The 25,948-nt window shown below is 63.4% G+C and carries 17 protein-coding genes; 4 read left to right on the top strand and 13 right to left on the bottom strand.

Features of this window, described 5'->3' with window-relative positions; genetic code table 11:
- Positions 1 to 7 precede the first annotated feature (7 nt).
- On the bottom strand, positions 8 to 2,344 hold the full coding sequence (locus tag GGR38_RS21560; protein WP_183628663.1) for a glycoside hydrolase family 95 protein: 2,337 nt from the start codon (positions 2,342 to 2,344) through the stop codon (positions 8 to 10).
- Positions 2,345 to 2,532: 188 nt separating this feature from the next.
- Between GGR38_RS21560 and GGR38_RS21555 the strand changes: the two genes are divergently transcribed.
- The gene (locus GGR38_RS21555; RefSeq protein WP_183628661.1) at positions 2,533 to 3,669 is read left to right on the top strand and encodes an aldose epimerase family protein; all 1,137 of its coding nucleotides are present in this window, start codon (positions 2,533 to 2,535) and stop codon (positions 3,667 to 3,669) included.
- A 40-nt stretch (positions 3,670 to 3,709) separates the two neighbouring features.
- Here GGR38_RS21555 and GGR38_RS21550 read toward each other — a convergent pair whose 3' ends face one another.
- The 7 genes from GGR38_RS21550 to GGR38_RS21520 form a co-directional block, all read right to left on the bottom strand.
- Entirely contained in the window at positions 3,710 to 4,444 is a 735-nt protein-coding gene (locus GGR38_RS21550; protein WP_425497080.1) for a FadR/GntR family transcriptional regulator, read from the bottom strand.
- A 66-nt stretch (positions 4,445 to 4,510) separates the two neighbouring features.
- Positions 4,511 to 6,202 (bottom strand): carboxylesterase/lipase family protein, encoded by a 1,692-nt coding sequence (locus GGR38_RS21545; RefSeq protein WP_183628657.1) that lies wholly within the window; start codon positions 6,200 to 6,202, stop codon positions 4,511 to 4,513.
- 48 nt (positions 6,203 to 6,250) lie between these two features.
- Positions 6,251 to 7,693: a family 43 glycosylhydrolase gene (locus GGR38_RS21540; protein ID WP_221227203.1), complete on the bottom strand. Its 1,443-nt coding sequence runs from the start codon at positions 7,691 to 7,693 to the stop codon at positions 6,251 to 6,253.
- Positions 7,694 to 7,722: 29 nt separating this feature from the next.
- On the bottom strand, positions 7,723 to 8,412 hold the full coding sequence (locus GGR38_RS21535) for an acetylxylan esterase (RefSeq protein ID WP_183628654.1): 690 nt from the start codon (positions 8,410 to 8,412) through the stop codon (positions 7,723 to 7,725).
- A gap of 261 nt (positions 8,413 to 8,673) precedes the next feature.
- A complete protein-coding gene (gene xylA / locus GGR38_RS21530; protein ID WP_183628652.1) occupies positions 8,674 to 9,981 on the bottom strand; it encodes a xylose isomerase in 1,308 nt (435 codons plus the stop codon).
- Positions 9,981 to 11,432: a xylulokinase gene (gene xylB / locus GGR38_RS21525; protein ID WP_183628650.1), complete on the bottom strand. Its 1,452-nt coding sequence runs from the start codon at positions 11,430 to 11,432 to the stop codon at positions 9,981 to 9,983. The genes xylA and xylB overlap by 1 nt, the downstream gene beginning before the upstream one ends.
- Positions 11,433 to 11,436: 4 nt before the next feature.
- Positions 11,437 to 12,537, bottom strand: coding sequence for a glycoside hydrolase family 43 protein (locus tag GGR38_RS21520; protein WP_343059196.1), 1,101 nt, complete (start codon positions 12,535 to 12,537; stop codon positions 11,437 to 11,439).
- 182 nt (positions 12,538 to 12,719) lie between these two features.
- On the opposite strand from GGR38_RS21520, the gene GGR38_RS21515 reads away from it, so the two are divergent.
- Both GGR38_RS21515 and GGR38_RS21510 read left to right on the top strand, forming a co-directional pair.
- Positions 12,720 to 15,233 (top strand): glycoside hydrolase family 9 protein, encoded by a 2,514-nt coding sequence (locus GGR38_RS21515; protein ID WP_183628646.1) that lies wholly within the window; start codon positions 12,720 to 12,722, stop codon positions 15,231 to 15,233.
- Between the two features lie 81 nt (positions 15,234 to 15,314).
- Positions 15,315 to 16,361, top strand: a complete 1,047-nt coding sequence (locus tag GGR38_RS21510; protein WP_172342746.1) for a LacI family DNA-binding transcriptional regulator — start codon at positions 15,315 to 15,317, stop codon at positions 16,359 to 16,361.
- On the opposite strand, the gene GGR38_RS21505 is transcribed toward GGR38_RS21510, so the two are convergent.
- On the bottom strand, positions 16,316 to 17,980 hold the full coding sequence (locus GGR38_RS21505) for a glycoside hydrolase family 43 protein (RefSeq protein ID WP_183628644.1): 1,665 nt from the start codon (positions 17,978 to 17,980) through the stop codon (positions 16,316 to 16,318). The genes GGR38_RS21510 and GGR38_RS21505 overlap by 46 nt on opposite strands.
- On the bottom strand, positions 17,977 to 19,239 hold the full coding sequence (locus GGR38_RS21500) for an MFS transporter (protein ID WP_343059195.1): 1,263 nt from the start codon (positions 19,237 to 19,239) through the stop codon (positions 17,977 to 17,979). Before GGR38_RS21500 ends, GGR38_RS21505 begins: the two co-directional genes overlap by 4 nt.
- A gap of 289 nt (positions 19,240 to 19,528) precedes the next feature.
- On the opposite strand from GGR38_RS21500, the gene GGR38_RS21495 reads away from it, so the two are divergent.
- Complete coding sequence (locus GGR38_RS21495) at positions 19,529 to 22,480, top strand: TonB-dependent receptor plug domain-containing protein (protein ID WP_183628642.1); 2,952 nt, start codon at positions 19,529 to 19,531, stop codon at positions 22,478 to 22,480.
- Positions 22,481 to 22,610: 130 nt separating this feature from the next.
- Here the strand turns inward: GGR38_RS21495 and GGR38_RS21490 are convergent, their stop codons facing one another.
- From GGR38_RS21490 to GGR38_RS21480, 3 genes are all read right to left on the bottom strand, one after another.
- Positions 22,611 to 24,671 (bottom strand): alpha-glucuronidase family glycosyl hydrolase, encoded by a 2,061-nt coding sequence (locus GGR38_RS21490; protein ID WP_246405160.1) that lies wholly within the window; start codon positions 24,669 to 24,671, stop codon positions 22,611 to 22,613.
- A gap of 385 nt (positions 24,672 to 25,056) precedes the next feature.
- A complete protein-coding gene (locus GGR38_RS21485) occupies positions 25,057 to 25,494 on the bottom strand; it encodes a PaaI family thioesterase (protein ID WP_183628640.1) in 438 nt (145 codons plus the stop codon).
- Between the two features lie 2 nt (positions 25,495 to 25,496).
- The gene (locus GGR38_RS21480; RefSeq protein ID WP_281379482.1) at positions 25,497 to 25,817 is read right to left on the bottom strand and encodes a TolC family protein; all 321 of its coding nucleotides are present in this window, start codon (positions 25,815 to 25,817) and stop codon (positions 25,497 to 25,499) included.
- Between the last annotated feature and the right edge of the window lie 131 nt (positions 25,818 to 25,948).

Raw genomic sequence — 25,948 nt, 5'->3', positions numbered from 1 at the left:
CCCTTTTTCAGGCAGGCGTCAGATGAGGGCCTTTGAGCCGCAGCATCCGCCCCGGCGTCAGCCGGACTCCGCGCGACACGTCGCCCAGCCGTATCTTGCAGTCCTGCGCCCGCGCGCTGGTCAGGATCGCCTCGGCCAGCATCCCCTGCCGCCAGACGAGATCCACCCGCACCCCGCCACGCGCGATGAGCCCCCTGACCGCGCCCTCGCGCCAGGCCGAGGGCAGGGCGGGCAGCAGATGGATCATCCCTTCACGGCTGTTGATCAGCATTTCGGCCATGGCCGCACAGCCGCCGAAATTGCCGTCGATCTGAAACGGCGGGTGAGCGTCGAGCAGGTTGGGATAGGTTCGCCCCCGGCCCAGCAGAAAGCGCAGAATGCGATGCGCCCTCTCGCCATCGCCCAGCCGGGCCCACAGCGCGATACGCCATGCCGTGGCCCAGCCGGTCGATTCATCCCCGCGCTTTTCCAGCGAGACACGGGCTGCGCGGGCCAGATCGGGCGTCGTGTCGGGCGCAATCTGCTGGCTGGGATAGAGGGCATAGAGGTGCGAGACGTGGCGATGGTTGGGTTCGGGGGCGGCATCGTCCCAATCCTCCAGCCATTCCTGCAATTGCCCGCTTTTGCCGATGCGATCCGGGGCCAGCGCGGCGCGGGCCTTGGCCAATTGCGCGGCGAAATCGGCATCCTTGCCCAGTTCCCCGGCCGCACTGATCGTACGCGCAAACAGGTCGCGCAGGATCTGGCGGTCCATGGCCGGTCCGGCGCAGACCGAGGCGCCAAAGGGATGCTGGTTCTCCGGCGAGATCGAAGGGGAAGTGACCAGCCCTTGGGCCGAGGGCTGCAAAGTGTCGAGAAAGAACAGGCAGGCCCCGTGCAGCAGCGGATAGATGGACTCCAGATAGGCCCGGTCCCGTCCGTAGTCCCAGCGATCCCACAGCATGTTGCACAGCCATGCGCCGCCCATCGGCCACAGGCCCCATGCCGCGCCGTCGATGGGTGCGGTCGCGCGCCACAGATCGGTGTTGTGATGGGCCACCCAACCGCGCGCGCCATACATGCGCCGCGCCGTTTCCTTGCCCGTTTGCGCCAATTCCCGCGTCAGGCGCAGCAAGGGCTCGAAACATTCGGCCAGACCCACCGGATCGGCGGGCCAGTAATTCATCTGGGTGTTGATATTGATCGTATATTTCGATCCCCATGGCGGGTTGGTCTTGTCGTTCCATATGCCTTGCAGATTGGCCGCCTGACATCCGGGGCGGGACGAGCAGATCAGCAGGTAGCGCGCATAATGGAAATAGAGCGCGGCCAGCGCAGGGTCGTCTTCGCTCTCATTGGCCGCGATGCGCTGATCGGTGGGGAGGGCCGCACCCTTGCCCCGTGTCAGTTGCAGCGCGGCGCTGCGGTAAAGGCGGCGATGCTGGGCCAGATGGCGTTGGCGCAGGGCGGCAAAGGGCAGCGCCGATGCGGCGGCGATCTGATGCGCGGTGATGGCCTGCGGATCGCCCGATACGTCTTTGGGCCCGCGATAGCTGGTGGCCATGGCCAGCAGCAGGATGACCTCGCGGGCGGGATCGACATGAAGGGCATCGCCCTGCGCGCGCCATGTGGCCCCCGGAGCGATGATGCGCAGGCGGGCGGCAAAGCGCAGCGCGCCGGAAATGCCCTCGGCTGCACCGCCTTGGCCGGAGAGCAGAATATTGTCGCCCTGCGCCTCGGCCTTGGCCACCTGCGGGCTTTGCAGGCGCAGTGTCATGGGGGGCATCAGACCGCCCTTGGCATACATGCGCAGGGCGATGACCTGATCGGCGGGCGAGGCGAAGATCTCGCGCTCGACAGCGACGCCGCCTGCGGCAAAGCGGGTGGTGGCGATGGCGGCGTCAAGGTCCAGTTCGCGGCGATAGGCATCGGTCGGGCCGTCAAAGAGCATGTCGATCAACAGGTCGCCCAGCGTCTGATAGGCCATCTGGTGCAGCGGGCGGCCCATCATCGCGGCATTGGCCAGCGCCTGCGCGGCGGCATAGTCGCCCTTCGCGATCAGCGCGCGCACCTGCGGCACGGTTTCGGCTGCCTGCGGATTGATCGGGTCATAGGGGCCGCCGCTCCACAGCGTATCCTCGTTGAGCTGCAGGCGCTCATGGCGCGTTCCGCCAAAGATCATGGCGCCGATCCGGCCATTTCCGACCGGCAGCGCCTCCGTCCAGACCTTGGCCGGATCGGTGTACCACAGGCGGTGCTCTTCGGGGATGGGGGCGGGCGCAGCCCTGCGGGGCAGGGCGCTCATGGCGGGTCGGCCCAGCAACGAAGCGCTGGCGGCCAGATATTCGCGGCGGCTGAAGGTCATCCTCGGGTCCCGTTATTGTAATAAGTCGAATTATATAACGCTGATTTTGAAGATCATCCAGCATAAATTTATTGAATAAATAAATATAAAATAACAATATTATGAAATAAATAGAATTTTATCGGCTCTTATTGAGTTTTGATATAGCATGATTATAAATTAGGCAAAATAGCCATGGAGAGCATGCGATGAATTGGAAACATTGGGCCGGATCGGCCATGGTGGCGGCAACCCTGTCGGGCTCGGCGCAGGCCGCCACGGCCCGGCGCGAGGATGGCGGCAGGCTGGCCGACGGGCGCGCAGTCGAGGCGATCGCGCTGGCCAATGGTCATGGGGTTTCGGCGCGCATTCTGGCCTATGGCGCCGCTCTGCAGAAATTCATGGCGCCCGACCGTCATGGCAAATCGGCGGATATCGTCATCGGCCTGCCCGACGCCGGGGCCTATGAGGCGCGCCAATCCTTTTTCGGCGTTACGGTGGGGCGCTATGCCAACCGGATCGCGGGCGGCAAATTCACGCTGGACGGGCAGACCTACCAGCTCCCGCTCAATGACAGGGTGAACAGCCTGCATGGCGGCGGCAAGGGTTTCGACCGCCAGTTGTGGAAGGTGGAAAGCGTGACTTCGGGCAAGGTGGCCTCGGTGGTGCTGCGCCATATCAGCCCCGACGGCGACAGCGGCTATCCCGGCACGCTGGATGCGACGGTTACCTATTCACTGGACGAGGCGGGCAATCTGACCATCGCCTTTGCCGCCAAAACCGACAAGCCGACCATTGTGAACATGACCAATCACGCCCTGTTCAATCTGGCGGGCGAGGGCGGCCCGCGTGATGCCATGGACGAGGTGCTGACCATTCCTGCGGCCCATTACACGCCGGTCAATGCCGCGCTGATCCCCACCGGCGAATTACGCGCGGTGGCGGGCACACCCTTTGATTTCCGCAAGGGGCGCGTGGTGGGTCAGGCCTTGCGTGACGGGCATGACGAGCAATTGGCGATCGCGCGCGGCTATGACCACAATTTCGCCATCGACGCTGGGCTGACCAAGGCGCCCAAGCTCTTGGCGCTTCTGGCCGACCGGGCCTCGGGCCGGGTGCTGGAGGTGCTTTCGACCGAGCCGGGGGTCCAGTTCTATACCGGCAATTTCATCGATGGCACGATGCTGGGCAAGAACCGCCACATCTATCGCATGGGCGACGGCATCGCGCTGGAGCCGCAGAAATTCCCCGATACGCCCAACCAGCCCGCCTTTGGTTCGGCGCGCATCGATGCGCAGCACCCCTATGCCCATACGATGATCTATCGCGTGTCGATAACGAAATAAGCGGCAGATGGCGGCGCCGGGCGGGCGCCGCCATCCCGGCCTAAATCGAAAGGCCGATGTCCTCGAGCGCCAGTTCGATCAGCCGCACCATGGCGGCGCGGGCGGCGGCCGGATCGGCATCGGCAATCGCATCGAAGAGCACGCGATGGTCGGGCACAGGATCGCGGGGCAGTTTGCGCTTGCGCTGCTTGTAGATAGTGGTCCAGCGCACCGCTGCGCCGATCGAACTGGCCAGCGAGATCAGCGAGGCATTGCGGGTGGCGCTCAGCAAGGTGCTGTGAAAGCTCTGGTCGGCGGCCTGTCCGGCGGCGGTGGCCAGACCGTGGCGCGCCATTTCCTCCAGCGCATGGCCCATTTGCGCCAGTTGCTGACCATTGCGGCGCCGGGCGGCCAGTTCGGCCGCTGCCGGTTCGATCACCATGCGCAATTCGAACAGGTCGTCGATAAAGCTCTGCGTCGGCTCGCCTTCAAAGGTCCAGGCCAGCACATCAGGGTCCAGCATATGCCAGCGCGAGGGATCGGTGATGCGCGTGCCCGTCTTGGGCTTGCTTTCCACCAGCCCCTTGGCGGCCAGAATGCGGATCGCCTCGCGATAGGCTGTGCGCGAGATGTTGTTTTGCTGGGCAAAATTCACTTCGCTGGACAGGATATGGCCGGGGGGATAATGGCCGGTGACAATGGCAATGCCCAAATCGCGGGCAATAGAGCCATGAATTCGCAGCGCTTTATCCACCCGTTCCGTTGCCTGATACTCCTGCACTGGCTTTTGCTTCACCGCCAAGGGCCCTCCCGCAGGGCGCAGCCTATGGCGGTTTTCCTGCCTTTGTCCAGAGCGCCCCCGTCAGGCCTGGGTCAGCAGGAGGCGGCGCACCGCGCCTTCGGGGTCGTTCTCCATCCGGCATTGGGTGTCGAATACCATGGTCCGGCAATGCACCGGATCGCTGGGCGCCCAGGCCAGCCCCGGCTGATCGGGTCTGCCGGTATGGGCAAAGGCGGCCCATGCCCCGGCCATTTTGCGGGCTATGCTCTGGGCCTCGGGCGTGTTGCCGGTGGCCTGATCGCAGATTTTTGTGTTGTCGAAGCAAAAGGCCAGTTCGGCCGTGTGCCATGCGCCCGGAATGCCATCGAGGATCGGCGTTTGCCATTGAAACAGATATTGATAGGCTGGCGCACCGCCCGCATCATGGCGCAGCTTGACCATGCGGTTCACATTGTTGCGTCCTGACAGGCCGCCCACCCCATAGGAGAGGGTGCGTATCGCTTTTTCCGGATGCGCCTTTTTCATCGCGGCGATCAATGCATCGGCCTTGGCCCCGCCCAGCGCCTCGGCCAGTTGCGCGCGCCATTCGGCCTCGCTGGGATTGCGACCAAGGCTGGTGCCTTCCTCGCTGACATTGCCGATGATGACGGGGATGTCGCGCGCGGCGGGCGGCGCCACATCGTGAAACGAGCGGCAGGTGATGTTGCGCATGTCCATCGTCGGCGCCCAGCCTATGCGCGGGGTGGGGCTGGCGCTGCCGCCCGGTTGCAGCACGCCGGGGCGCATCGGCCCATTGATCCGCGTGGCGACGCTATTTCCCGCCTCGAACAGCCTTTGCCATTCCATCTTCTGCAAGGCCGCCATGTCTCCCTGCGCCACGCCCAGTTCGCGCAGCACCTGACGCGAGAAATCGCGCGACTGCTCGGCGGAAGGGATATTGCCCCCGCCGCCCGATTGCACAATGGCGCGGTGAAACAGCCCCTTGGCCGCGGGCATGCCCATCAGCGTGGTCACTTTCGACCCGCCGCCCGATTGGCCATAGATCGTCACGCGGTCCGGGTCGCCGCCAAAGGCGCGGATATTGTCGCGCACCCATTCCAGCGCAAAGACCAGATCGAGCATGCTGACATTGACGGAATCGGCATAGGCATCACCGCCAAATTCGGCCAGATCGAGAAAGCCCAGCACATTGAGCCGGTGGTTGACCGACACCTGCACCACATCATGATGGCGCGCCATCTGCGCCCCATCATGCGAGGCAAGTTCATAGGAGGAGCCGAAGGAAAATCCCCCGCCGTGCAGATAAACCATCACCGGTTTCGACCCCGACAGCGATCCGGTCCAGATGTTGAGCTTGAGCATGTCCTCGCCCAGAAAGCCGTCGGTCCATTGCTGGATGAACGTATGCTCGATGGCGCGGAAACTGTGCAGCGTCTGCGGGCAATTGGCGCCATAGGCAAGGGCGGGATATTCCCCCTCCCACACCTTGGGCGGCCGGGGGCGCAGCCAGCGGTTGGCCCCGGCGGTGGTGTCGCCATAGGGCACGCCCTTGAAGGTGAACACGCCGTCGCTGACATAGCCGCGCACCTTGCCATAGCGGGTGGGGACGATGGCGGAATGCGGGGTGGAGCAATCGCCGCTGGTGTGGATGGCGGGGGCTTTTGCCGCCGGTTTGGCGATGGCGGGCGAGGCGGCAAGGCTGATGCCGAGCCCGGCGGCGGCCAGAGCGCCGCGCCGGTCGGTGATGATGCTGTCTGATGCGGTTTGGGTCATGATATCCTCTCCGGTCGGGCCATTCTCTCTCGCGGCCTCTTGTGGGTTTCAGGGCAGGCGGAAGGTCCAGCGTCCGGCATCGCTGTCGGGCGCAAAGCGCACCAGACGGGCCGTGCTGCGCCCCGCGGCGGCCAGCACCAGCGGCGCGCGCGGATCAGGCGTGCCTCGCGGGATGATGCGATAGGTGCCGTCGGAAAGCTGGTCGATGCGCCAAAGCTGTTCGGACGCTCCGGTGAAAGCGGGCACGGTGATGACCTCGCCCGCAGGCGTCGCGGCCAGCGCGCGCTCGGTCCCGGCAATCGTGATCTTTACATAGGGCGCACCCATATAGCCGCCCGCCTCTTTCACCGGGCTGATGGTCCAATGCTGATGCGGGCGGACCATATAATCGCCCATGTCCACCGCAATGGGGCCCTTGGGCCAAACCTTGCTGTTTTCCTCCAGCGTCTGATCGGGCAGCGGCTTGTCCGGCCCGTCGGCGGGATTGCGGAACCAGCTTTTGCGGAAATCGAAGGGCAGGCGCACCTCGTCCACCGCCAGTTCCAGCGCGCCGCCGCGTTCGGACTGGATCTCATAAGTGCCGGGGCGCAGGTTTTCCTGACCCACCGGCCAGCCATTCTTCCAGGTCAGCGGCAGGATGGCCAGCACGCTGCGCCCCGAACGGTCCATGTCGGCTTCCCAATGGAAGGAGAATTTCTCCACCCCGTCGCCCAGATCGACCAGACCGAAATGGCCCGCGCCAAGGCCCCGCCCATGTGCGCCCCACACCAGCTTGCCGCCGCCCTTGAGCATAGGCACGCCGAAATTGTCGACATAGGGGCCCAGCGGATTGCGCGAGCGGCCCACGCGGATGTTATAGGTCGAATTCGGCCCGTCGCAGCAGGTGCCCTGCGTGCCCAGCAGATAATACCAGCCGTCGCGATGCATCAGTGCGGTGGCTTCAAGGTCGATGGCGATGTCCACCGGCTGGTTGCCCGCGACGCGCTGGCCGGTGGCGGGGTCCAGTTCGACCATGCGGATATAGCCGAAATAGGTGCCGTAGCTGAGCCAGAGATGGCCGTCGGCATAGAGGAAGGCCGGGTCGATGGCGTCGCAAGGTTCCTTGCCGTCGCTGGAGGCGACGATACCCACGTCATGATAGGCAAAATCGGGCGATTTGGGATCGAGCGATTTGGTCCACATCACTTTGACATTGCTGGCATGGCCGCCGTTCATGCCCCCGCCGCCCACGGCATAGGCGACGTAATAGCGATCACCGATCCTGATCGTGTCGGGCGCGACGCCGCCGCCGGGGCGCACGCCGCCCTTGTGCCATGTCCAGCCGTCGGCCGACACCAGCCCGCCTTCGCCCGTGCCGAAGGTGTAATATTGGCCGTCCGAAAAAGCGATGGTCGAAGGGTCGTGGATAAAGGGTTCGCCCTCAAGCTGGGCCTTGGCGCCGCCCGCCGTCAGGGCGGCAAGGCAGAGCGCGGGGATCAGGTGTTTTTTCATGACGATCATTCCGTAATAAAAGGGAGCGATCAGCGCGTCGTGATCCGCAGATCAGTGATCGGGCGACCCGCATCATCAACAAAGCGGGCGCAGAAATCGCTGAGCCCCGGCCCGTTGATGATCGCGCCGCGCAGGATATTGCGCCCCTTGTGCAGCGTGACACGCGGCGAGACGGCATCATCCATCACCATCCGCCGGTCGCCGAACAGGGCGGCGGTTTCCGCGCCGTTCAGCCACCACATTGAGGCCGAATTCGACCCCACCGCCAGATGCGCGTCGGCGATCTCACGGTCGCTTTCGATAATGGTGGTGGCCCAGAAGATCACGCCATAGGTCGGTTTGCCCAGTCCTTGCGCCAGATAGAACAGTTTGGCGTCAAACAGGCCAGCGTCCAGCGCATGCCATTGCAGGCTTTGCCCGCCTATGCGCATCGTCTGTCCATCGCGCGGGATGGCCGTCGCGCCGCCGGGCAGGGCGGCCTTGGCAAAGGCGTCGCGGACATAGGCGCTGGTAAAGCCCTGATTGCTGCGGTTTGGCTTGGCAATCGGTTCCAGCACCAGCCAGCGGTGCAGGAAACCGTCCTGATCAGGGCTGGCGGAGGGGGTGGCGACCGGGGCGAAATAGGGGGAAAGCGGGGTAGAAACCGACGCGGCGCGGGCGCAGAGCGGGGCGAGCAGCAGCGAGGCCGCAAATGCGGCGGCGCAGGATATTCGTTTCATGGCAATCCTCTGGAAAGGGCTCTTTTATTGGTCTGATTAAATGCCAGAGAATCGATGTTCACGCTATCATTTTATGCGTTCAAAAATGGAATTCTAATGGCGACTGTGAAATTATGGCTTGAATTTCGGGATATTCAAACACGATGAGCGCCGATCCCGAAGATTTAAATAGTCTGATGATAAAATAATTGTCTGCCCGCGTGACCGCAGAGGGAAAGGAGGCGATAGGCCCCCTTTCCCTTGGAATCACAGCCGGCCCGGTCAGAAACGGTTGATCAGGTTTTCCAGCCATTCCTGCCGCCCGGAAACCGGCTGGGGCGCCAGATTGCCCGCCACGGCCATATCGGCAATCGAGGCCAGATCACCTCCCTTGATATTCTTGCCCAGATCGCTGCTCCAGCCGGCATAGCGTTCGGCGCGGAAAGCGTCGAGGCGGCCGTCCTTGATGATCGCCTCGGCGCGCAGCAGCGACCGGGCGATGACATCCACCCCGCCGACATGGCCATGCAGCAGGTCTGCCGCATCCACCGACTGACGGCGCACCTTGGCGTCGAAATTGAAGCCGCCGGTGGTGAAGCCGCCCGCCCGCTCGATCTCGATACAGGCCAGCGTCAGTTCCTCGACCGAGTTGGGGAACTGGTCGGTGTCCCAGCCATTCTGGGGATCGCCGCGATTGGCGTCGATCGAACCAAGGATGCCCAGCGCCCCCGCCATGGCGATTTCATGCTCGAACGTATGGCCCGAAAGCGTGGCGTGATTGGCCTCGATATTGACCTTCACCTCGCCCTCAAGGCCAAAGCGCTTGAGGAATCCGTACACGGTCTGGGTGTCGAAATCATACTGGTGCTTGGTGGGCTCATGCGGCTTGGGCTCGATCAGGATCGTGCCGGAAAAACCGATCTTGTGCTTGTGTTCGACCACCAGTTGCAGGAAGCGGCCGAAATTCTCCTGCTCCACTGCCAGATTGGTGTTGAGGATCGTGTCATAGCCTTCGCGCCCGCCCCACAGCACGTAATTCGCGCCGCCCAAACGATGCGTGGCCTCCAGCGCGTCGCGGACCTGGCTGGCGGCCCAGGCATAGACTTCGGGGCGTGGGGAAGTGGCGGCGCCCGCCAGATAGCGCGGGTGGCTGAACAGATTGGCCGTGCCCCACAGCAGCTTGCGGCCATGCTTGGCCTGCAATTCCTCCAGATGATCGACGGCCAGAGCAAAGCTCTTGCGGAAATCCCCGATGCTGTCGGCAGGCGCCATCACGTCGACATCGTGGAAGCAGTAAAAGGGCAGGTCGAGCTTTTCGACAAAGGCGAGGGCGGCCTCGCGCTTGGCGCGGGCGGCGGCCTCATCCTCCGGGCCCATCAGCCATGGACGGTTGAACGTGCCCGCGCCGAACACATCGCTGCCCGGCCAGCAGAAGGTGTGCCAGAAGCAGACCGCAAAGCGCAGATAGTCTTCCATCCGCTTGCCAAAGACCATGCGGTCCTTGTCATACCAGCGGTAGGCCAGATCGCTGGCGGCATCGGGGCCTTCATAGCGGACCGTGTCAAATTCGGCGAAATAGGCGGCAGACATCAAAATTTCTCCTGAAGTTGACGCAGCGCCCATGTGGCGCGTTGAAAGCGTTGGCGCTGAGGGGCAAGGCGGGCGGCCAGATCGAGGTCCGGCTCGATGGCGGCGCGGATCGGCGGGCGGGTGCAGATGGAGGCCGGATCGCCGCCCGTACCCAGTTGGGCCAGGCGCGCCGCGCCCAGCGCCGGGCCGACTTCGCCGCCTTCGAGATAGAGCAGGCGCACGCCCAGCACACTGGCCAGAATATGGCCCCAATGGAGCGAGCGCGAACCGCCGCCGATCACGGCCAGTTCCTCGATCTGCGTACCCGCCTCGCGCAGGGCGTCGATGCCGTCGGCATGGGCAAAAGCCACGCCCTCCAGCACGGCGGCGGCAAGGCGGGCGGTGGTGGTCTCATGGCTCAGCCCGACAAAGCCTGCGCGCAGATGCGGGTCATTATGCGGTGTGCGTTCGCCCGAAAGATAGGGCAGGAACAGTTCCGGCCCTGCGCATGGCCCCGCGCTTTCGGCCAGGGCGAAGAATTCCGCCGGGCCGGGCACCTGACAGGCCGACGCTGCCCAGTCGATGCAGGAGGCGGCCGAAAGATGCACGCTCATCTGATGCCACACACCGGGCAAGGCATGGCAAAAGGCATGGACAGCGCGCGCCGGATTGGGCCGGAACGCATCGCCCGCAACAAAGATCACGCCCGATGTACCCAGCGAGAGCATGCCTTGCCCCTCGCCCGTCACGCCCACGCCCAAGGCGCCCGCCGCATTGTCGCCCGCGCCCGCCACCACGGGCACGGTCTCCATACTCCATTGTGCAGCCACTTCGGCGCGCAGATGGCCGGTGATCTGCGGCCCTTCATACAGGCGCGGCATATGATCAAGCGTCAGTCCGGTGGCGCCCAGCATGGCCTCTGACCAGGCACGGCGGGCCACATCGAGCCACAGCGTCCCGGCGGCATCCGACATGTCGCTGGCCTTTTCGCCGGTCAGAGCAAGGCGGACATAATCCTTGGGCAGCAGCACCGTTTTGGTGGCGGCAAACACTTTCGGTTCATGTTCGTGCACCCAGAGCAGCTTGGGCGCGGTGAAGCCGGGCATGGCAATGTTGCCGGTGATCGCGCGGCTTTGCGGCTCGGCGGCCTCCAGCGCGGCGCATTGCGCATGGCTGCGCCCATCGTTCCACAGGATCGCGGGGCGCAAGGGGCGGTCATCGGCGCCCAGCAAGGTGGCGCCATGCATTTGCCCTGCAAGGCCGATGGCCGCCACCGCGCGGCGCAATCCTGCATCCAGCCCCAGCACCGCGCGATGCGTGGCATCCACCCAGTCATCGGGCGCCTGCTGCGACCACAATTCCTGCGGCCGCGAAACCGAAAGCGCCGCGCTGCATTGCGAAAGGACGCGCCCGTCGCTGGCGGTCACCACGGCTTTCACCCCGCTGGTGCCGATATCTATGCCCAGAAACATGGGGTCAGCGCGCCTGCAGCGGATCGATGGTCTGGATCGTGCCATCGGCGTTAAAGGTCAGCTCGGTCACCTTCACATTGCGCAGATGGTTTTTGTTCGAAAGCTGGGTATCGGCATAGAACAGCCACCATTTACCGTTGGCCTGAATGATCGAATGATGGGTGGTCCAGCCCTGAACCGGCTTCAGGATATGGCCGGTATATTTGAACGGGCCATAAGGGTTGTCGCCGATCGCATAGTTCAGGAAATGCGTGTCGCCGGTGGAATAGGTGTAGTAATATTTGCCGCCGCGCGTGAACATCCATGATGCTTCAAAGAAGCGCCGCTCATGGTCGCCGGTCAGGACCGGCTTGCCATTTTCGTCCAGAATCACCGCATCGCGCGGCTTTTCGGCAAAGCTCTTCATATCGGCGCCCATGCGCGCCACCTTGCCAGACAGCGCGGGCTGGTCATTCCGGCCAAGGTCGGTGTCCGAACCATTGGGGTCGAACTTGCCGCCGGCCCAGCGCTGAAGCTGGCCGCCCCAGATGCCGCCGAAATACATATAGCTCTTGCCGTCTGTGTCGGTGAAGACGGCCGGGTCCATCGAATAGCTGCCCGCGATGGGTTTGGGTTCGGCCTTGAACGGCCCCATCGGGCTTTTCGATGTGGCCACGCCGATGCGGAAAGTGCCGAGACCGTTCTTGTCCTTGGTCTTGTCGCGCGCGGGGAAGTAGAGGTAATAGGTGCCGTTCCTGTAGGCCGCGTCGGGCGCCCACATCTGTTGGCTGGCCCAGGGCACATTCTTCACATCCAGCGCCACCGGCCCGATCGTCACCTTGCCGCCGATGCGGTCCATGCGCAGCACGCGATAGTCGCGCATCGCGTATTGGTTGCCCAGATCGTCATTGGGAATGTCCGTCGGGATATCGTGCGAGGGATAGACATAGATCTTGCCGCCAAACACATGGGCCGAAGGGTCGGCGGTATAGATGCTGGTCACCAGCGGTTGATCGCGAAAGGCTGAGGCAGGGGCGCCGGGGGCATCTTCGGCGCCAAAGGCGTGGGTGGGCAGTAGCGCGGCCAGCACAACGGCAGCGCCAAGGGTGGAAATCTTTCCCTTCACGTTCGACATCCTCATTTGCTGTGGCCCTCTTGAGGCGGGCCATCACGATGATTCTTTGATAGCGCTATCGTTAGCTATCATCAATCGAAAATCGCCATTCGACGCAGGCTAATTTGCAGGATGAGGCGGTGGACTGCGCGTTTTTCCTTTGATAAATGATAGCGCAAACATTGGAGGGGGCCATGCCCGGAAAGTCCAGATTGCTGTTTTGCCTTGGTCTGTTGGCCGTCGGCGCCCCGGCATGGGCGCAAAATGCGCCCGATGCCCTGTCCTTGGGTGATAAAGGCTATTACGAGGCGGCTGGGGTCAATGTGCTGGCCTTTTCCAATTGGTATGACGGGCTGTTTGCCGATTCCAAGATCAGCGGCGTCGAGATCATCCAGCAGGGTCTGCGCAATGCCACCAATGGCGATGTGCGCCTTTCGGCCACGCCGGGCCAGTGGGACCCGATCGGCGCCATGGTCACGCGCAAGGTGGACCGCGCGGCGGGCGTGATCGAAACGCGCCTGCGCTATGCCGATTACGATTGGGCCTATACGATCCGCGCGCAGCAGCAGGGTGACGGCGTGGTGGTCAGCATCCTGCTCGACCGTCCGGTTCCCGATGCTCTGGTGGGCAAGGCCGGGTTCAATCTGGAATTCCTACCCTCGGCCTATTTCCATCATGCCTTTATGGCCGATGGCGTGGCGGGCAGTTTCCCGCTCCATCCCGTTGGCGCCATGGTTCAGACCGATCAGCGCAATGCCGCCAGCGGGCGCAGCGAAGGGCCGGGGGCCGAACCTTTGCCCATGGCCAACGGGCGTGATTTCGTCCTTGCGCCCGAAGATCCGGCGCGGCGGGTGAGGATCACGGGCAATGCGCCCATCATGCTCTTTGATGGCCGCAATCAGGCGCAGAACGGCTGGTTCGTGCTGCGCTCGCTGCTGCCTGCGGGCAAGAGCGGGGCGGTGCTGACATGGACGATCCGGCCCCAGACCAGCCCCGGATGGCTGCGCCGCCCGGTGATCGCCCATTCGCAATTGGGCTATGCGCCTGCGGCCTCCAAACTGGCCACGGTGGAATTGGATGCCAATGACAAACGCCGCCTGCCGCTGCGCCTGCTGCGTATTGGCGCGGATGGCGCACCAACCACCGTTCGGTCCGAGCAGCCACGCGAATGGGGCGATTATCTGCGCTATCACTATCTGCAGATGGACTTCAGCGATGTGAAGCAGCCGGGCCTTTATCAACTCGAATATGGCGATGTGCGCACCGCGCCTTTCCGTATTGCCGATGATGTCTATGCTGATGCCTGGCATGCCACCAATGATGTCTATTTCCCGGTGGCGATGGATCATGTCTCGGTGAATGAGGCCTATCGTGTGTGGCACGGCGATTCCCACCGCGATGATGCGCGGCAGGCCCCGGTCAATCACGAACATATCGACCTTTATCGTCAGGGGCCGACCACCGACACGCCTTTTCAGCCGGGCCAGCCCATTCCGGGTCTGAATGTGGGCGGATGGTTCGATGCGGGCGACTTCGACATTCGCACCCAGTCGCAATATCAGGTGGTGCGCTCGCTGGCCGCCTCGCGCGAGCGTTTCGGGCTGGATCGCGACACGGTCAGCGTGGACGAGACGCGGCGCCATGTCGAGATCCATGTGCCCGACGGGCGGCCCGATGTGGTGCAGCAGGTGGCCCATGGCACGCTGCAATTGCTGGCCCAGTTCGACGCGGTGGGCCATGCGATCCACGGCATTGTCGAGCCCGATGTGGCGCAATACACGCATCTGGGCGATGCGGTGAACAAGACCGATGGTCTGCCCTATGATCCGGCGCTCAAGCCCGGCGAAATGCACGACGGGCGCAGTGGCACGCCCGATGATCGCTGGGCTTTTACCAGCAAGGTTTCGGCGCTTAATTATGGATCGCTCTCGGCGCTGGCGGCGGCCGGCAGGGTGCTCAAGGGACAGGACGATGCGCTCTCGACCAAGGCTTTGGCCACGGCCGAGCGCGTCTGGCAGGAGGAGCAGTCCCACGCGCCCGACCTCTTTTCGCATGGCAACACGACGGGTGGCCCGCTGGATTGGGAGAAATTTGCCGCAGCCGTAGAATTGCTCAAGACCACGCGCAAAAAAGCCTATGCCGATGCTGTGATGGCGCTCTGGCCCAAGGTGGCCGGGGCCTTTGCCCCCAATGCGCAGACGGCGGTGGCCGCGCTGCCCTATATGCCTGCGGCCTATCGCCGGGCGATGATCCCGACCGTGCGCCAATGGAAAGAGGAAAGCGACCGCATCGCCCGCACCAATCCCTTTGGCGTGCCGATCACGACCGGGGGATGGGCCGGGGCCAGCACGGTTATGGCCTATGCGCTGGTGGCCGATGCGCTGCATGGAGCTTTTCCCGAAATCGTCGGGCGCGATGCGGTCTGGCGCGGGGTGGCCTATATCACCGGCCATCATCCCGGCTCGGACATTTCCTTCGTCTCGGGTGTGGGCACGGTGTCCAAGGAGGTGGCCTATGGCAACAACCGGGCCGACTTTTCCTATATCGCGGGGGGCGTGGTGCCGGGCGTGTTGATCATCAAGCCCGACTTTCCAGAAAACCACGAGGACTGGCCCTTTTTCTGGGGCGAGAACGAATATGTCGTGCCCGAAGGGGCGACCTGGATCGAACTGGTCAATGCCGCCGACCGCCTGCGCGCGAAGGAGTGAGGCCGGGCGCTCAAGATGGCTTTCAAAAGGGCTGAACCTTACTTAAAGGATCTTGTCAGATAGCGGGTAGAAAGGTTTGGCATGGCAAGGTCTGATCGTTCCGGTGGAGGCGCCACGATCATCGACGTTGCCCGCCTTGCGGGTGTTTCGGCGATGACGGTTTCGCGCGTCATCAATGGCCGGGAAGGCGTGCGGTCCGAAACGCGCGAGGCGGTGGAAAAGGCGATCCGGGAATTGTCCTATACGCCCAATGTCGCCGCGCGCAGTCTGGTCACCTCGACCGAGCTGCAAGTGGGGGTGATCTATTCCAACCCCAGCGCCGCCTTTATGAGCGAGTTTCTGACCGGCATTTTTGAGGAGGCCTCCATTCGCGGCGCCCGCCTCTCGCTGCTCAAGGGCGAGGCGGGCAAGGCGCCGGGGCCTGAGGCCCTCGAACAATTCGCTGCGGCGGGGCTTTCGGGCTTTATCCTTGCCCCGCCGCTGGGCGAATCGCGCAAGATCCTCTCGGTGCTCGAACCGTTGGGGCGGCCCATTGCGGCGGTGGGGGCCTACAAGATTTCGGACGCGCTCTGTGTGCGGATCGACAATCACCGCGCGGCTTATGAAATGACGCATCACCTGCTCGATCTGGGCCACCGTCGGCTGGGCTTTATTCTGGGCAACCCCGATCAGGCCGCCAGCGCCGAGCGCATGGCCGGATTCTATGCCGCCGTGCGCGAAATAGGCGGGGTCGAGGTGCGGGTGGCGCAGGGCGATTTCAGCTATACTTCGGGCCTTGCTGCAGGCGAGCTGCTGCTCGACGCGCCATCGCCGCCCACGGCCATTTTCGCCAGCAACGACGATATGGCCGCCGCCGTGGTATCGGTGGCGCACCGCCGCCAGATTGATGTCCCCGGCGCGCTGACAGTGGTGGGGTTTGACGATACGGCCGCCGCCGTCACCCTGTGGCCGACCTTGACCACAGTGCATCAGCCGCTGCGCCGTCTGGCCGCCGAGGCGCTGGCCTATGTGGCGCAGGAGGCCGGCCCGGCCCTGTTGAGGCCGGGCGCGGTCAGCGACTGTGTGCTGGATCATTCAATCGTCTATCGCGATTCCACCGCGCGCATTTCGGTGGCGGAGCCGGACTGATCGGGCGCGTCATCCCGCGCATCATAGCGGAACCAGGCGAAATCGGCATGGCGCCCCGCGCCCGACAGATCCTGACACGCCATGGCGACAAAGGCGCCGGTGAAATTGGGATAGCCGGGCAGCGAGACCTCATCGGAAAGCACGCTGACATCAAGCCTTTGCGGCGCCCATTCCCATGCATCCGCACCTTTCGCCCGCCAGCCGAAGCGCAGCCATTGGTGGTCCACTTCGGCGCATAATTCGATCGGCCCGGCGGGCAATTCGGAGGCGACCAGACTGTCATGGGCGCCGGTGCCGGGAATGGCCGACATGATCCGCAATTCGCGCCCGCCCGTATCGCGGGTCAGGTGGAGATAGTAGAATTTCGTGCTGTTGTAATAGCATACCAGTCCAGCATTCTGCTGGAAATGGGCCGGATCGAAATCGATGCAGGTGGAGGCCGTAAAGCGGAAATGCTGAAAGCGGCGTGCGACAAGCGCCTGCTCGAAATGACTCTTGATCGATTCCCGTCCATAAAGCCGCAACCAATGCGGACGCGCATCGAGGCTCCACAGTCGCCCGCTGTCGGGGCTGCGCAGCCATTGCAGATCGTCGGGCAGGGGGCCGGGCGCAAATTGGCCGTCCCATGGCTGCTCCGGCCAGGGGCACGGCGGCAGGGAGGGCAATGGCGGATTGGGGTCCGGCTGCGCGCCGGGCGTCACGCTGCGCAGCCAGCCATCCTCGTCCCAGCGCATCGGCTGGATCGCCGTTTCGCGCCCCAGCGGACAGCGCGCCAGTCCGGGCAGAGGCCGCCCGCAGAGATAGGCCAGCCACGGACTGCCATCCTCCAGCTCGACCAGATCGCCATGGCCCGCGCGGGTGATCGCGCCTTCCTGCCGCCCTGCCGCCGTCAGCACCGCGCCGTCAGGGTGGGTTTCATAAGGTCCGCCGATCGAGCGGCTGCGCGCCATGACCACGGCATGGTTCCATCCCGTGCCGCCTTCGGCCACCAGCAGGTGATACCAGCCATCGCGTTTGTAGAGATGCGGCCCTTCGGTAAAGCCGCGCTCCGTGCCGCGATAGATCAGCCGCCGCTCGCCCTTCAGGCGCAACGTTTCCTTGTCGATTTCCTGCAGCACGATGCCGCCGAAACGGCCCCGGTCGGGCCGGTGGTCCCACAGCATGTTGAGCAGCCAGCAGCGCCCGTCATCATCATGGAACAGCGCCGGATCAAACCCACTGCTGTTGAGATGGACTGGATCGGACCATGGCCCATCGATGTTGGGCGCGACGACCAGATAATTGTGAAAATCGCGCATCGAGGCGCCATGCGCCCCGTTCACCGTGGTCAGGCCGTAGCGCTTTACATCGGTATAGACCAGCCAGAAGCGCCCGTCGGCATAGGTCAGGTCCGGCGCCCAGACACCGCAGGAATCGGGATTGCCGCGCATGTCGAGCTGGCTGGCGCGGGAAAGCGGGCGGCTGGCCAGGCGCCAGTGGACCAGATCGCGGCTGTGGTGGATTTGAACGCCGGGAAACCATTCAAAGGTGGAGGTTGCGATATAGAAATCCCGGCCTACGCGCAGGATGGACGGATCGGGGTTGAAACCGCGCAACACGGGATTGGCAAAGCTGTTCATGATGGCTTGCGTACCAAAGTCCAGAGCAGCCCGGCGCCAAGCAGATCAAGGCAGCCAAGCAGCATGAAAAACGGGGAATAGCCGAGCCGGTCAACCAGACTGCCCAGCAGGAGCGAAAAGATCAGCACACCCAGATTGGCCGAAAGACCGGCAAAACCGGCCACCGTGCCAACCTCGTTGCGGGGAAACAGGTCAGAGGCCATGGTGATGATGGTGACCGACAGCGTCTGATGCGCGAAACCGGCAAGACACAGCAGCGCCACGGCCGCATAGGGATTGGCGACAAGGCCGACAAAACCGATGCCCGTCATCATCAGCGCGCCCATCGTAAAGGTGAGGCGGCGCGCATCGATCAGGGCGATGCCGCGCCGCTGCAGCCGGCTGGCCACCGCCGGGCCGAAGAGGCAGCCCAGATCCGCGGCCAGAAAGGGCAACCAGCCGAACAGCGCCAGATGGGCCATGTCAAATCCGCGCTCGCGCGCCAGATAAAGCGGCAGCCACAGCGAAAGCATGCCCCACACCGGATCGGCCAGCAGGCGCGGCAGGGCAATGCCCCACAGATTGCGGCGTGCCAGAAGCTGGCGAATGGGGGCGGGCGGGGCGTCTGACTGCAGGTGGGCTTCCTGCCCTTCGGCAATGGCGGCGCGTTCCTGCGCGCTGACGCCGCGATGGCGGCTCAGCGGCGCATACCAGTGCAGCCAGAGCAGCGACCATATCAGCCCCAGCCCCCCCGCCACGGCAAAGGCCAGTCGCCAACTGCCCGCATAGACCGCCCATGCCACCAGCGGCGGCGCCAGCACCGCGCCGAACGAGGCGCCGATATTGTAGATGCCGCCGGCAAGGCCACGTTCGCGCGCGGGAAACCATTCGGCCACCAGCTTTTGCCCGGCAGGCTGGGCCGAACCTTCGGTAAAGCCCAGAACGAGGCGCAGCGCGGCAAAGCCGATCCAGCCGCGCGCCAGCATATGGCCCAGCGTAACGATGGACCAGCCAATCGCAAACAGCGCAAAACCCAGCTTCAGCCCCAACCGGTCCAGCACAAAGCCCGCGATCGGTTGCAGCATGACGCCCAATTGCATGGCGCCGGTGATCCATCCGTATTGGGCATTGGATATGCCCTGCTGCGCCAGCACGACAGGCGCGGCCACGCCCATGACCGAACGCGCGAGATAGTTGATGATCATCGCACCCACAAACAGGGCGAGCACCATCCAGCGCGTTTTGCGCCATGCCGATTTGCGGAGCAGGGCGGGAATCACGGCCTTGGCTTCTCTGCTGCCAGATTGATTGATAACGTAAACATAAAATTCCTCAGTTCCTCTCGTTTTCGTCCTTTATATGGCGATATCACTTTCCCTTATCGAGAGATTTTTCCAAAATACAACGCAAAATTCGCCTGGTTGACAGCCATAAATTTGCGCGGTACGAATAATGTTAACGTTAACTATCTTGGGGTGTCAAGAGAGGCTGGAATATCCATTCTCACGGCGCCGCGCACAACGTTCGTCCAAATACCATCAGCAAAAAATAAATGACTTGGAGGGGTACATGAGCCTGAAAAGAGCGAAGCGTCACAATACACTCTTGTGCGGCACGGCCTTGCGCATGGCCGCGCTTGCCATCGGCCTGTCGCCGGTTGCGGCTATGGCCGATCCGCAGGCGGTCCCGGCCGCGCCTTCCGATTCGGCGCCCGATGCGGCCAAAGGCGACCGTGAGATCATCGTCACCGGCACCCGCATCACCGCCAGCGGCTTCAAGGCGCCCACGCCCACCACTATTCTCGATGCAACCAGTCTTGCCGCCAATGCCCAGCCCAATGTCTTTACCACCATTGCGCAACTGCCCTCGCTTCAGGGCTCGACCGGCACCCAGGTCAATACGTTCAGCACCTCCAGCGGTCAGCAAGGGCTCAGCTCCTTCTCGCTGCGTGGCGTGGGCGCCATCCGCACGCTGACCCTGCTGGATGGACAGCGCGTGGTGGGCGCCAATGTCACCGGCGTTCCCGATATCAGCCTGTTTCCGCAATTGCTGCTCCAACGGGTCGATGTGGTCAATGGCGGCGCATCGGCCTCCTATGGTTCCGATGCGGTGGGCGGCGTCGTCAATTTCATCACCGACGCGCATTTCAAGGGGCTGAAGGGCAATGTGCAGGGCGGCATCACCACCTATGGCGACGATGCGCAGTATCAGGTGCAACTGGCCGGAGGCACCAGCTTCCTTCAGGACCGCCTGCATGTGGTCGGCAGCGTGGAATACAGCAATGAGGCAGGCATCGGCGGCGGGAATTTCGGCATTGGGTTGGCCAATGGCCGCGACTGGTTTGCACAGACGACGCAGATCAACCGCGGCGTTCTGAATGACGGATCGCCGCAATATATCGTGCGCGATCTGGCCCAATCGATCTCTTTCACCAAATACGGCCTGATCACTGCGGGGCCGCTGCAGGGCATCGCCTTTGACGCGCGCGGCAATCCGTTCCAGTTCCAATACGGCTCGGGAGGCGTGCCTCAGCATGACAAGGCAGGCACGGTGGCGGGCTGCTATCCAGGCTACTGTCTGGGCGGTGATCTGTCGGGCAATGTCGATACGGGCCGTTCGCTGCAATCCAGCATCGAGCGCCTGAACACCTATGGCCGGGTGGGCTTTGAACTCGACAATCGCAACGAGATCTATCTGACCGTCAATATCGGCAAGGTGAACACCCATAACCAGCCGGTCAACGGGATGAACAAGCCGGGCCTGACCATCCAGTGCGCCAACCCCTTTGTGCCCGCTCTGGTGCAGAATGCCTGCACCAATGCCGGGATCGCCAGCTTCGTCTTCGGCACCAGCAATGCGGCGTTGGGCAATACACAGGTCTATACCGAAAGGCGGCAGTATCGCTTTGTGCTGGGCGGCAAGGGGGCCTTCACGCTGGCGGGCAAGGACTGGAAATACGACATCTATGGCGAACACGGCACCAATTACAGCGATGTCGATGTGCGTAACATTCTGCTCACCCAGCGCTTCAATCAGGCGATTGACGCGATCACGCTGAATGGTGCGATTGTCTGCCGCGATCCGGTGGCGCGGGCCAATGGATGCCAACCGCTCAACATTCTGGGCGGACAGCCTTCGGCTGCGGCGCTGGCCTATGTCGTGCCGCAATATGGCCCCTATCAGCGCACCCGCCAGACGCAGGATGTGGCCAGCATCAGCTTTTCCGGCTCGCCGGTGGAACTGTGGGCCGGGCCGCTCTCCATCGCCTTTGGCGGCGAATTCCGCCATGAATTCTATCGTGTGGCGGCCGATCCCTATGGCGCGGGCTTTGCCAATACGCCCGGCGGGGGGAATTATCCGGTCGATCCGGTTCTGGTGGCCGGGGGCAACAACTGGTATGCGGGGAATTACAAGAATGGCGGCGGCGCCTATAGCGTGAAGGAAGGCTTTTTTGAGGCCAACCTGCCAGTCATCAATTCCGACGCCATGGGCCATGCCAGCGTCAATGGCGCTGTGCGCGTTACCAATTACAGCACATCGGGCACGGTCACAGCGTGGAAAGTGGGCGGCACATGGGATCTGCCCATCGATGGCCTGCGGCTGCGCGGGGTGACATCGCGCGATGTGCGCGCCCCCAACCTGTCGGAAATGTTTGCCGCGCCCGTCACCACGACGCTGCCCAATTTCTTCGATCCCTTCCACAACACGACCACGCTGGTGATCCAGAGCGTGGTGGGCAACCCCAACCTGAAGCCGGAAATCGCGCGTAACACCACCTTTGGCGTGGCGCTGGCCAATCCGTCATGGATGCCGGGGCTCAACATCTCGTTCGACTATTACAAGCTCAAGCTCAACGGCGTGATCTCCTCGATCAGCGCCAATGACATGGTGCAATATTGCTATCAGAACGTGCTGCCCCAGACCTGCAACTCCTTCAACCTGAACAATCCGGCGGGCGGCAATTACATCAATGTCCAGCCCTTCAACCTGGCCTCGATCCGCACCGAGGGCTTTGACATCGAGGCCAGCTATCGCTGGCGCAACCCGCTGGGCTTGCCGGGCAATTTCACGCTGCGCGCGCTGGCCACCCATGTGATCAACTATATCACCGACACCGGCCTGCCGGGCACGATCCCCATCGACAGCGCGGGGTCCAATCTGGGCAACACGCCGCATTGGAAATGGCTGGCGGTGCAAAGCTATGACAATGACAAATTCTCGCTGATGGTGCAGGAGCGCTGGTTCAGCGACGGCACTTTTGCCAACAACTACGTGGTGTGCAACCCCGGCAGTTGCCCTGTATCGACCGCCAACAACCCCACCATCGACCAGAATTTCATGGCCGGAGCCTTCTATCTGGATATGGGCGGATCGGTGAACATTACAAAGGGGATTACGGCCTATTTCAAGGTCGACAATCTGACCAACCGCACGCCCGCACGCAATTACATCTTCAACAATCCCGCGCTCTATGACCAGATCGGGCGGGTGTTCCGCGCGGGCGTGCGTTTCAAATACTGACGATCCGATATCCGGTCTGCCCCTCCTCCCTTCGGGCCGGATCACGCGGCGGGCGAGCCGGTTTCCGCCCGCCAAAAGGCGCCATGGCGTAAAGGTTTGCCGTCCTTTGCGTCATGGCGTCCTTTGGGCTTCAGGGATTGCCCGGAGCGTAGGGAAAGGTCAGCGCCTTGTACCAGCCCAGATCATGCGCGGGCGGCGCGCTGCCTGCGGGCAGGGGCAGGTGGTTGAGCGATTGCCAATAGGCGATCGAGGCATCGCGCCACAATTGCGCATCACGGCGCTGGATGGTCAGAAACACGCTTGTCTTTTCAAAACGTTCCGCGTCGATTGCGGGTTTCAGCGCCTGCCATTGGCCCTGCATGTTTTCCACCCCGGACACGCCGCGATCATAATGGCGCACCAGATCATCCCACAGCGTGGCCCCATCCTTCATGCGATAGGTCCAGGGCAGATGGTGAAACCACAGCAGATCCTTGTCATCGGTGGTTTCGGGCCGTGCCAGTCTGGCCGCGATGGCGGGGGAATATTGGGCGATGGCCTTGCTGCCCGATGCGGTGCGGTCAAAGCCGATGCCCTGCGCATCGGCGCGGTTGTAATAGACCGGGTTCCATTCCGGCCGGGCCAGTGTGTTCACCCATGGGCCGGGGCCGTAATGGCCATAGACGCTCATCTGATGGGCAAGGCCCAGCGGGGTCATGTAGTCCACCGCCACCTCGCGTGAGGGTATCATGATCGCGGTGACGGCCTCCACCACCTTGGGCGCGGGTGAGAAGGTCTGCGCCGCCCATTCGCGCGCGATGCTCTCGGGCGAGAGATCGGGGTTCCACGCCAGACGGCCAAAGGCGTACCAGTCCGCCTGATTGAAGATCGAGCCTGACCAGTCGCGGTTCGCGCCGATATTGGCCACGCCCGCGATCCCCGTCAGCCGATGTCCGTCCAGCGAACCGTCCACCACGCGCGCCACGGTGGAGCCTTTGCCCTGCGCCAGCGTATCGGCCTGCAAGGCTTCGGAAAACAGCGGGCCGAGGTAGGTCATATGCGTCGATTGGCCCAGATATTCCTTGGTGATCTGGAATTCCATCATCAGATTGGTGCGCGGCATGGCGCCAAACAGCGGATGGAACGGTTCGCGCGGCTGAAAATCGATGGCGCCGTTTTTGACCTGCACCAGCACATTGTCGGCAAATTGGCCGTCCAGCGGCTTGAAATCATTATAGGCCTGTTTGGCGCGGTCCTCGGGATTGTCATGAGCGTAAACAAACGCCCGCCACATCACCACGCCGCCATGGGGTTTAAGCGCGGCGGCCAGCATATTGGCCCCCTGCGCATGGGTGCGATGATAGTCGGCCGGGCCGGGCTGGCCCTCGCTGTTGGCCTTGACCAGAAAACCGCCGAAATCAGGGATGGCGCGATAGATTTCATCGGCCTTGGCCCGCCACCATGCGGCCACCGCCGGATCGAGCGGATCAGCCGTCTTCAGCCCGCCCAGTTCGATGGGCGCCGACCAGCGCGCCGAGAGATAGACCTTGATCCCCCATGGCCGGAACACATCGGCCAGCGCCGCCGCCTTGGCGATATAGGGTGCGGTCAGGCTGTCGGCCTTGGCGTTGACATTGTTGAGCACTGCGCCGTTGATCCCGACCGAGGCATTGGCCCGCGCATAGTCGGTATAGATCGGATCGCGCCAGTCGGGCAGGCGCCACCAATCCCAGATCGAGGCCCCGGCATAGCCGCGCTCGACTGTGCCATCCAGATTGTCCCAATGATCGAGCACGCGCAGGGCGATCCGGGGCGAGGAAACCACATCCAGCCGGGCCAGATCCGCCCCGCTATGAGCAAGCCGGAGGTAATGAAATACGCCGTAGAGCAGGCCCAGATCGGTTTTGGCCGCGATCTGTGTGTCTATGCGGTCGCCCACCTTGCGGCTGGAGAGGGCAAAGCCCTCGGCGCCCAGATGGTCATAGCGGGCGGGCCATGAACCGTCGGCGGGCGTCATCAGACGGAACGGGCCTTGGACGCCTTGCGGCGCCAGGCCGCGCTTCAGTTCGGCAATGGCCAGTTTGAGCTGCGGCCTGCCTAGCGGATCAGCCGCGGTAATCGTGACCGCGCGGTCGGGCGTGCCGGTGGCCGGGGGATAGCGCAGCCAAAGCTGATGGCCGTCTTCGGCGCGGGCGATGGAGGGCATGGCCATGGCGGACAGCGTTATGGCGGACAGGGCGGCGCTCAGGCCAAGGGGCATACGAAGGATCATGAAAGAGCCTGCATGTTTGAACAAGGAGAATGAGCAAAATGGCGCCGCATGACCTTGGCCATGCCGTCAGGCTTTGCTCTCCCGGCTGGTAGATAGCGCTATCATGGCGCTGTTGCCAGCATCTTCTTCCGTCGTCTGGATTGCTGTTTCACCATGGCATCGGCAGGGATGGGGAGGGGGTTTCGGAACCCCGTTGTTCCCGATCAGGATGCCGTTCCAATAAATGCTGGGCGGGCGAAAGAGGCCACCAGAGGGCGCGCAGGATAATCGAGGACTGCCGAGCAATCTAAGTTATTTTCCGGCTTTTGACGTTAGGTGTGGGCCATTAGGTTTTCTGTTCGAAAAGCAGCAATGTGGACGTTGCGGTTGCGCATAATTGCCCTTCGGCATTGTGAAGCGTGGCCTCGGCAAAACCGGCGCGCCGCCCCATCGAGAGCAGGCGTCCGGTGGCCCAGACCGTCCCGCTGTCGGCATGAAGCGGGCGCAGATAGGACACTTTGAGCTCCAGCGTGGTATAGCCATAGCCGGGCCGCAGCGCTGTGTGGGCGGCAATGCCGCAGGCGCTGTCGAGCATGGTGGCGATAAAACCGCCATGCACGGTGCCCATCGGATTATAGGCGCTGCCGTCGGGTGTGGCCTCGAAGATGCAATGGCCATGACCGGCTTCGACCAGCGCGATGCCCAACTTTTCGCCCAGCGGCGGCTGCTTACCTGCCGCCAGCAGGGCCTGCACCTGCTCAAGGCCGGTTGGTGATTTGGTCATGGTTATGTCTCCGGAGTTGCGGGCGGGGTCCATCCGCCGCCCAGCGCGCGGAACGAGGCGATGGCGCCGCGCGTTGCCGCCGCCCGAGCCTGAAGCGCGCCGTCGCTGGTTTCGAGCAGGCGCCGGTCGGCATCGAGCACCTCGATCAGGCTGACCATCCCGCCCTTATAGGCCGCCATCGAGGCGTCGCGCGCCCGCGTCAGCGAGGCTTCGCCATCATGGAGCGATGCCGCGCGCGCTTCCTGCTGCACCAGCGTGGAAAAAGCGTCCTCGACATCCTGAGACGCCCGCAGGACGGCAAGGCGATAGGCGGTGATCTTCACGCCCTATATGGGGGTTAAACTGCTGCCCGCGATTCTGCCGGTCGAGGGTGGCCACGCCGCCATCTATCAAACGCCGCGCTACAACCAAGTGCGGGGTATCATCGCATGGGCGGTGCGGCGCAAGAAGCTGG

Source organism: Novosphingobium sediminicola, assembly GCF_014196525.1.
Taxonomy (GTDB): Bacteria; Pseudomonadota; Alphaproteobacteria; order Sphingomonadales; family Sphingomonadaceae; genus Novosphingobium; species Novosphingobium sediminicola.
The sequence above is the reverse complement of the archived record's forward strand: the minus strand, read 5'-3'. Positions and strand labels throughout refer to the sequence as shown.

Bases quoted from the DNA above. Each gene is read 5' to 3' on its own strand.
- GGR38_RS21560 (WP_183628663.1), bottom strand. From the start codon at position 2,344: ATGACCTTCAGCCGCCGCGAATATCTGGCCGCCAGCGCTTCGTTGCTG.
- GGR38_RS21555 (WP_183628661.1), top strand. From the start codon at position 2,533: ATGAATTGGAAACATTGGGCCGGATCGGCCATGGTGGCGGCAACCCTG.
- GGR38_RS21545 (WP_183628657.1), bottom strand. From the start codon at position 6,202: ATGACCCAAACCGCATCAGACAGCATCATCACCGACCGGCGCGGCGCT.
- GGR38_RS21540 (WP_221227203.1), bottom strand. From the start codon at position 7,693: ATGAAAAAACACCTGATCCCCGCGCTCTGCCTTGCCGCCCTGACGGCG.
- GGR38_RS21535 (WP_183628654.1), bottom strand. From the start codon at position 8,412: ATGAAACGAATATCCTGCGCCGCCGCATTTGCGGCCTCGCTGCTGCTC.
- xylA (WP_183628652.1), bottom strand. From the start codon at position 9,981: ATGTCTGCCGCCTATTTCGCCGAATTTGACACGGTCCGCTATGAAGGC.
- xylB (WP_183628650.1), bottom strand. From the start codon at position 11,432: ATGTTTCTGGGCATAGATATCGGCACCAGCGGGGTGAAAGCCGTGGTG.
- GGR38_RS21515 (WP_183628646.1), top strand. From the start codon at position 12,720: ATGCCCGGAAAGTCCAGATTGCTGTTTTGCCTTGGTCTGTTGGCCGTC.
- GGR38_RS21510 (WP_172342746.1), top strand. From the start codon at position 15,315: ATGGCAAGGTCTGATCGTTCCGGTGGAGGCGCCACGATCATCGACGTT.
- GGR38_RS21505 (WP_183628644.1), bottom strand. From the start codon at position 17,980: ATGAACAGCTTTGCCAATCCCGTGTTGCGCGGTTTCAACCCCGATCCG.
- GGR38_RS21495 (WP_183628642.1), top strand. From the start codon at position 19,529: ATGAGCCTGAAAAGAGCGAAGCGTCACAATACACTCTTGTGCGGCACG.
- GGR38_RS21490 (WP_246405160.1), bottom strand. From the start codon at position 24,671: ATGGCCATGCCCTCCATCGCCCGCGCCGAAGACGGCCATCAGCTTTGG.
- GGR38_RS21485 (WP_183628640.1), bottom strand. From the start codon at position 25,494: ATGACCAAATCACCAACCGGCCTTGAGCAGGTGCAGGCCCTGCTGGCG.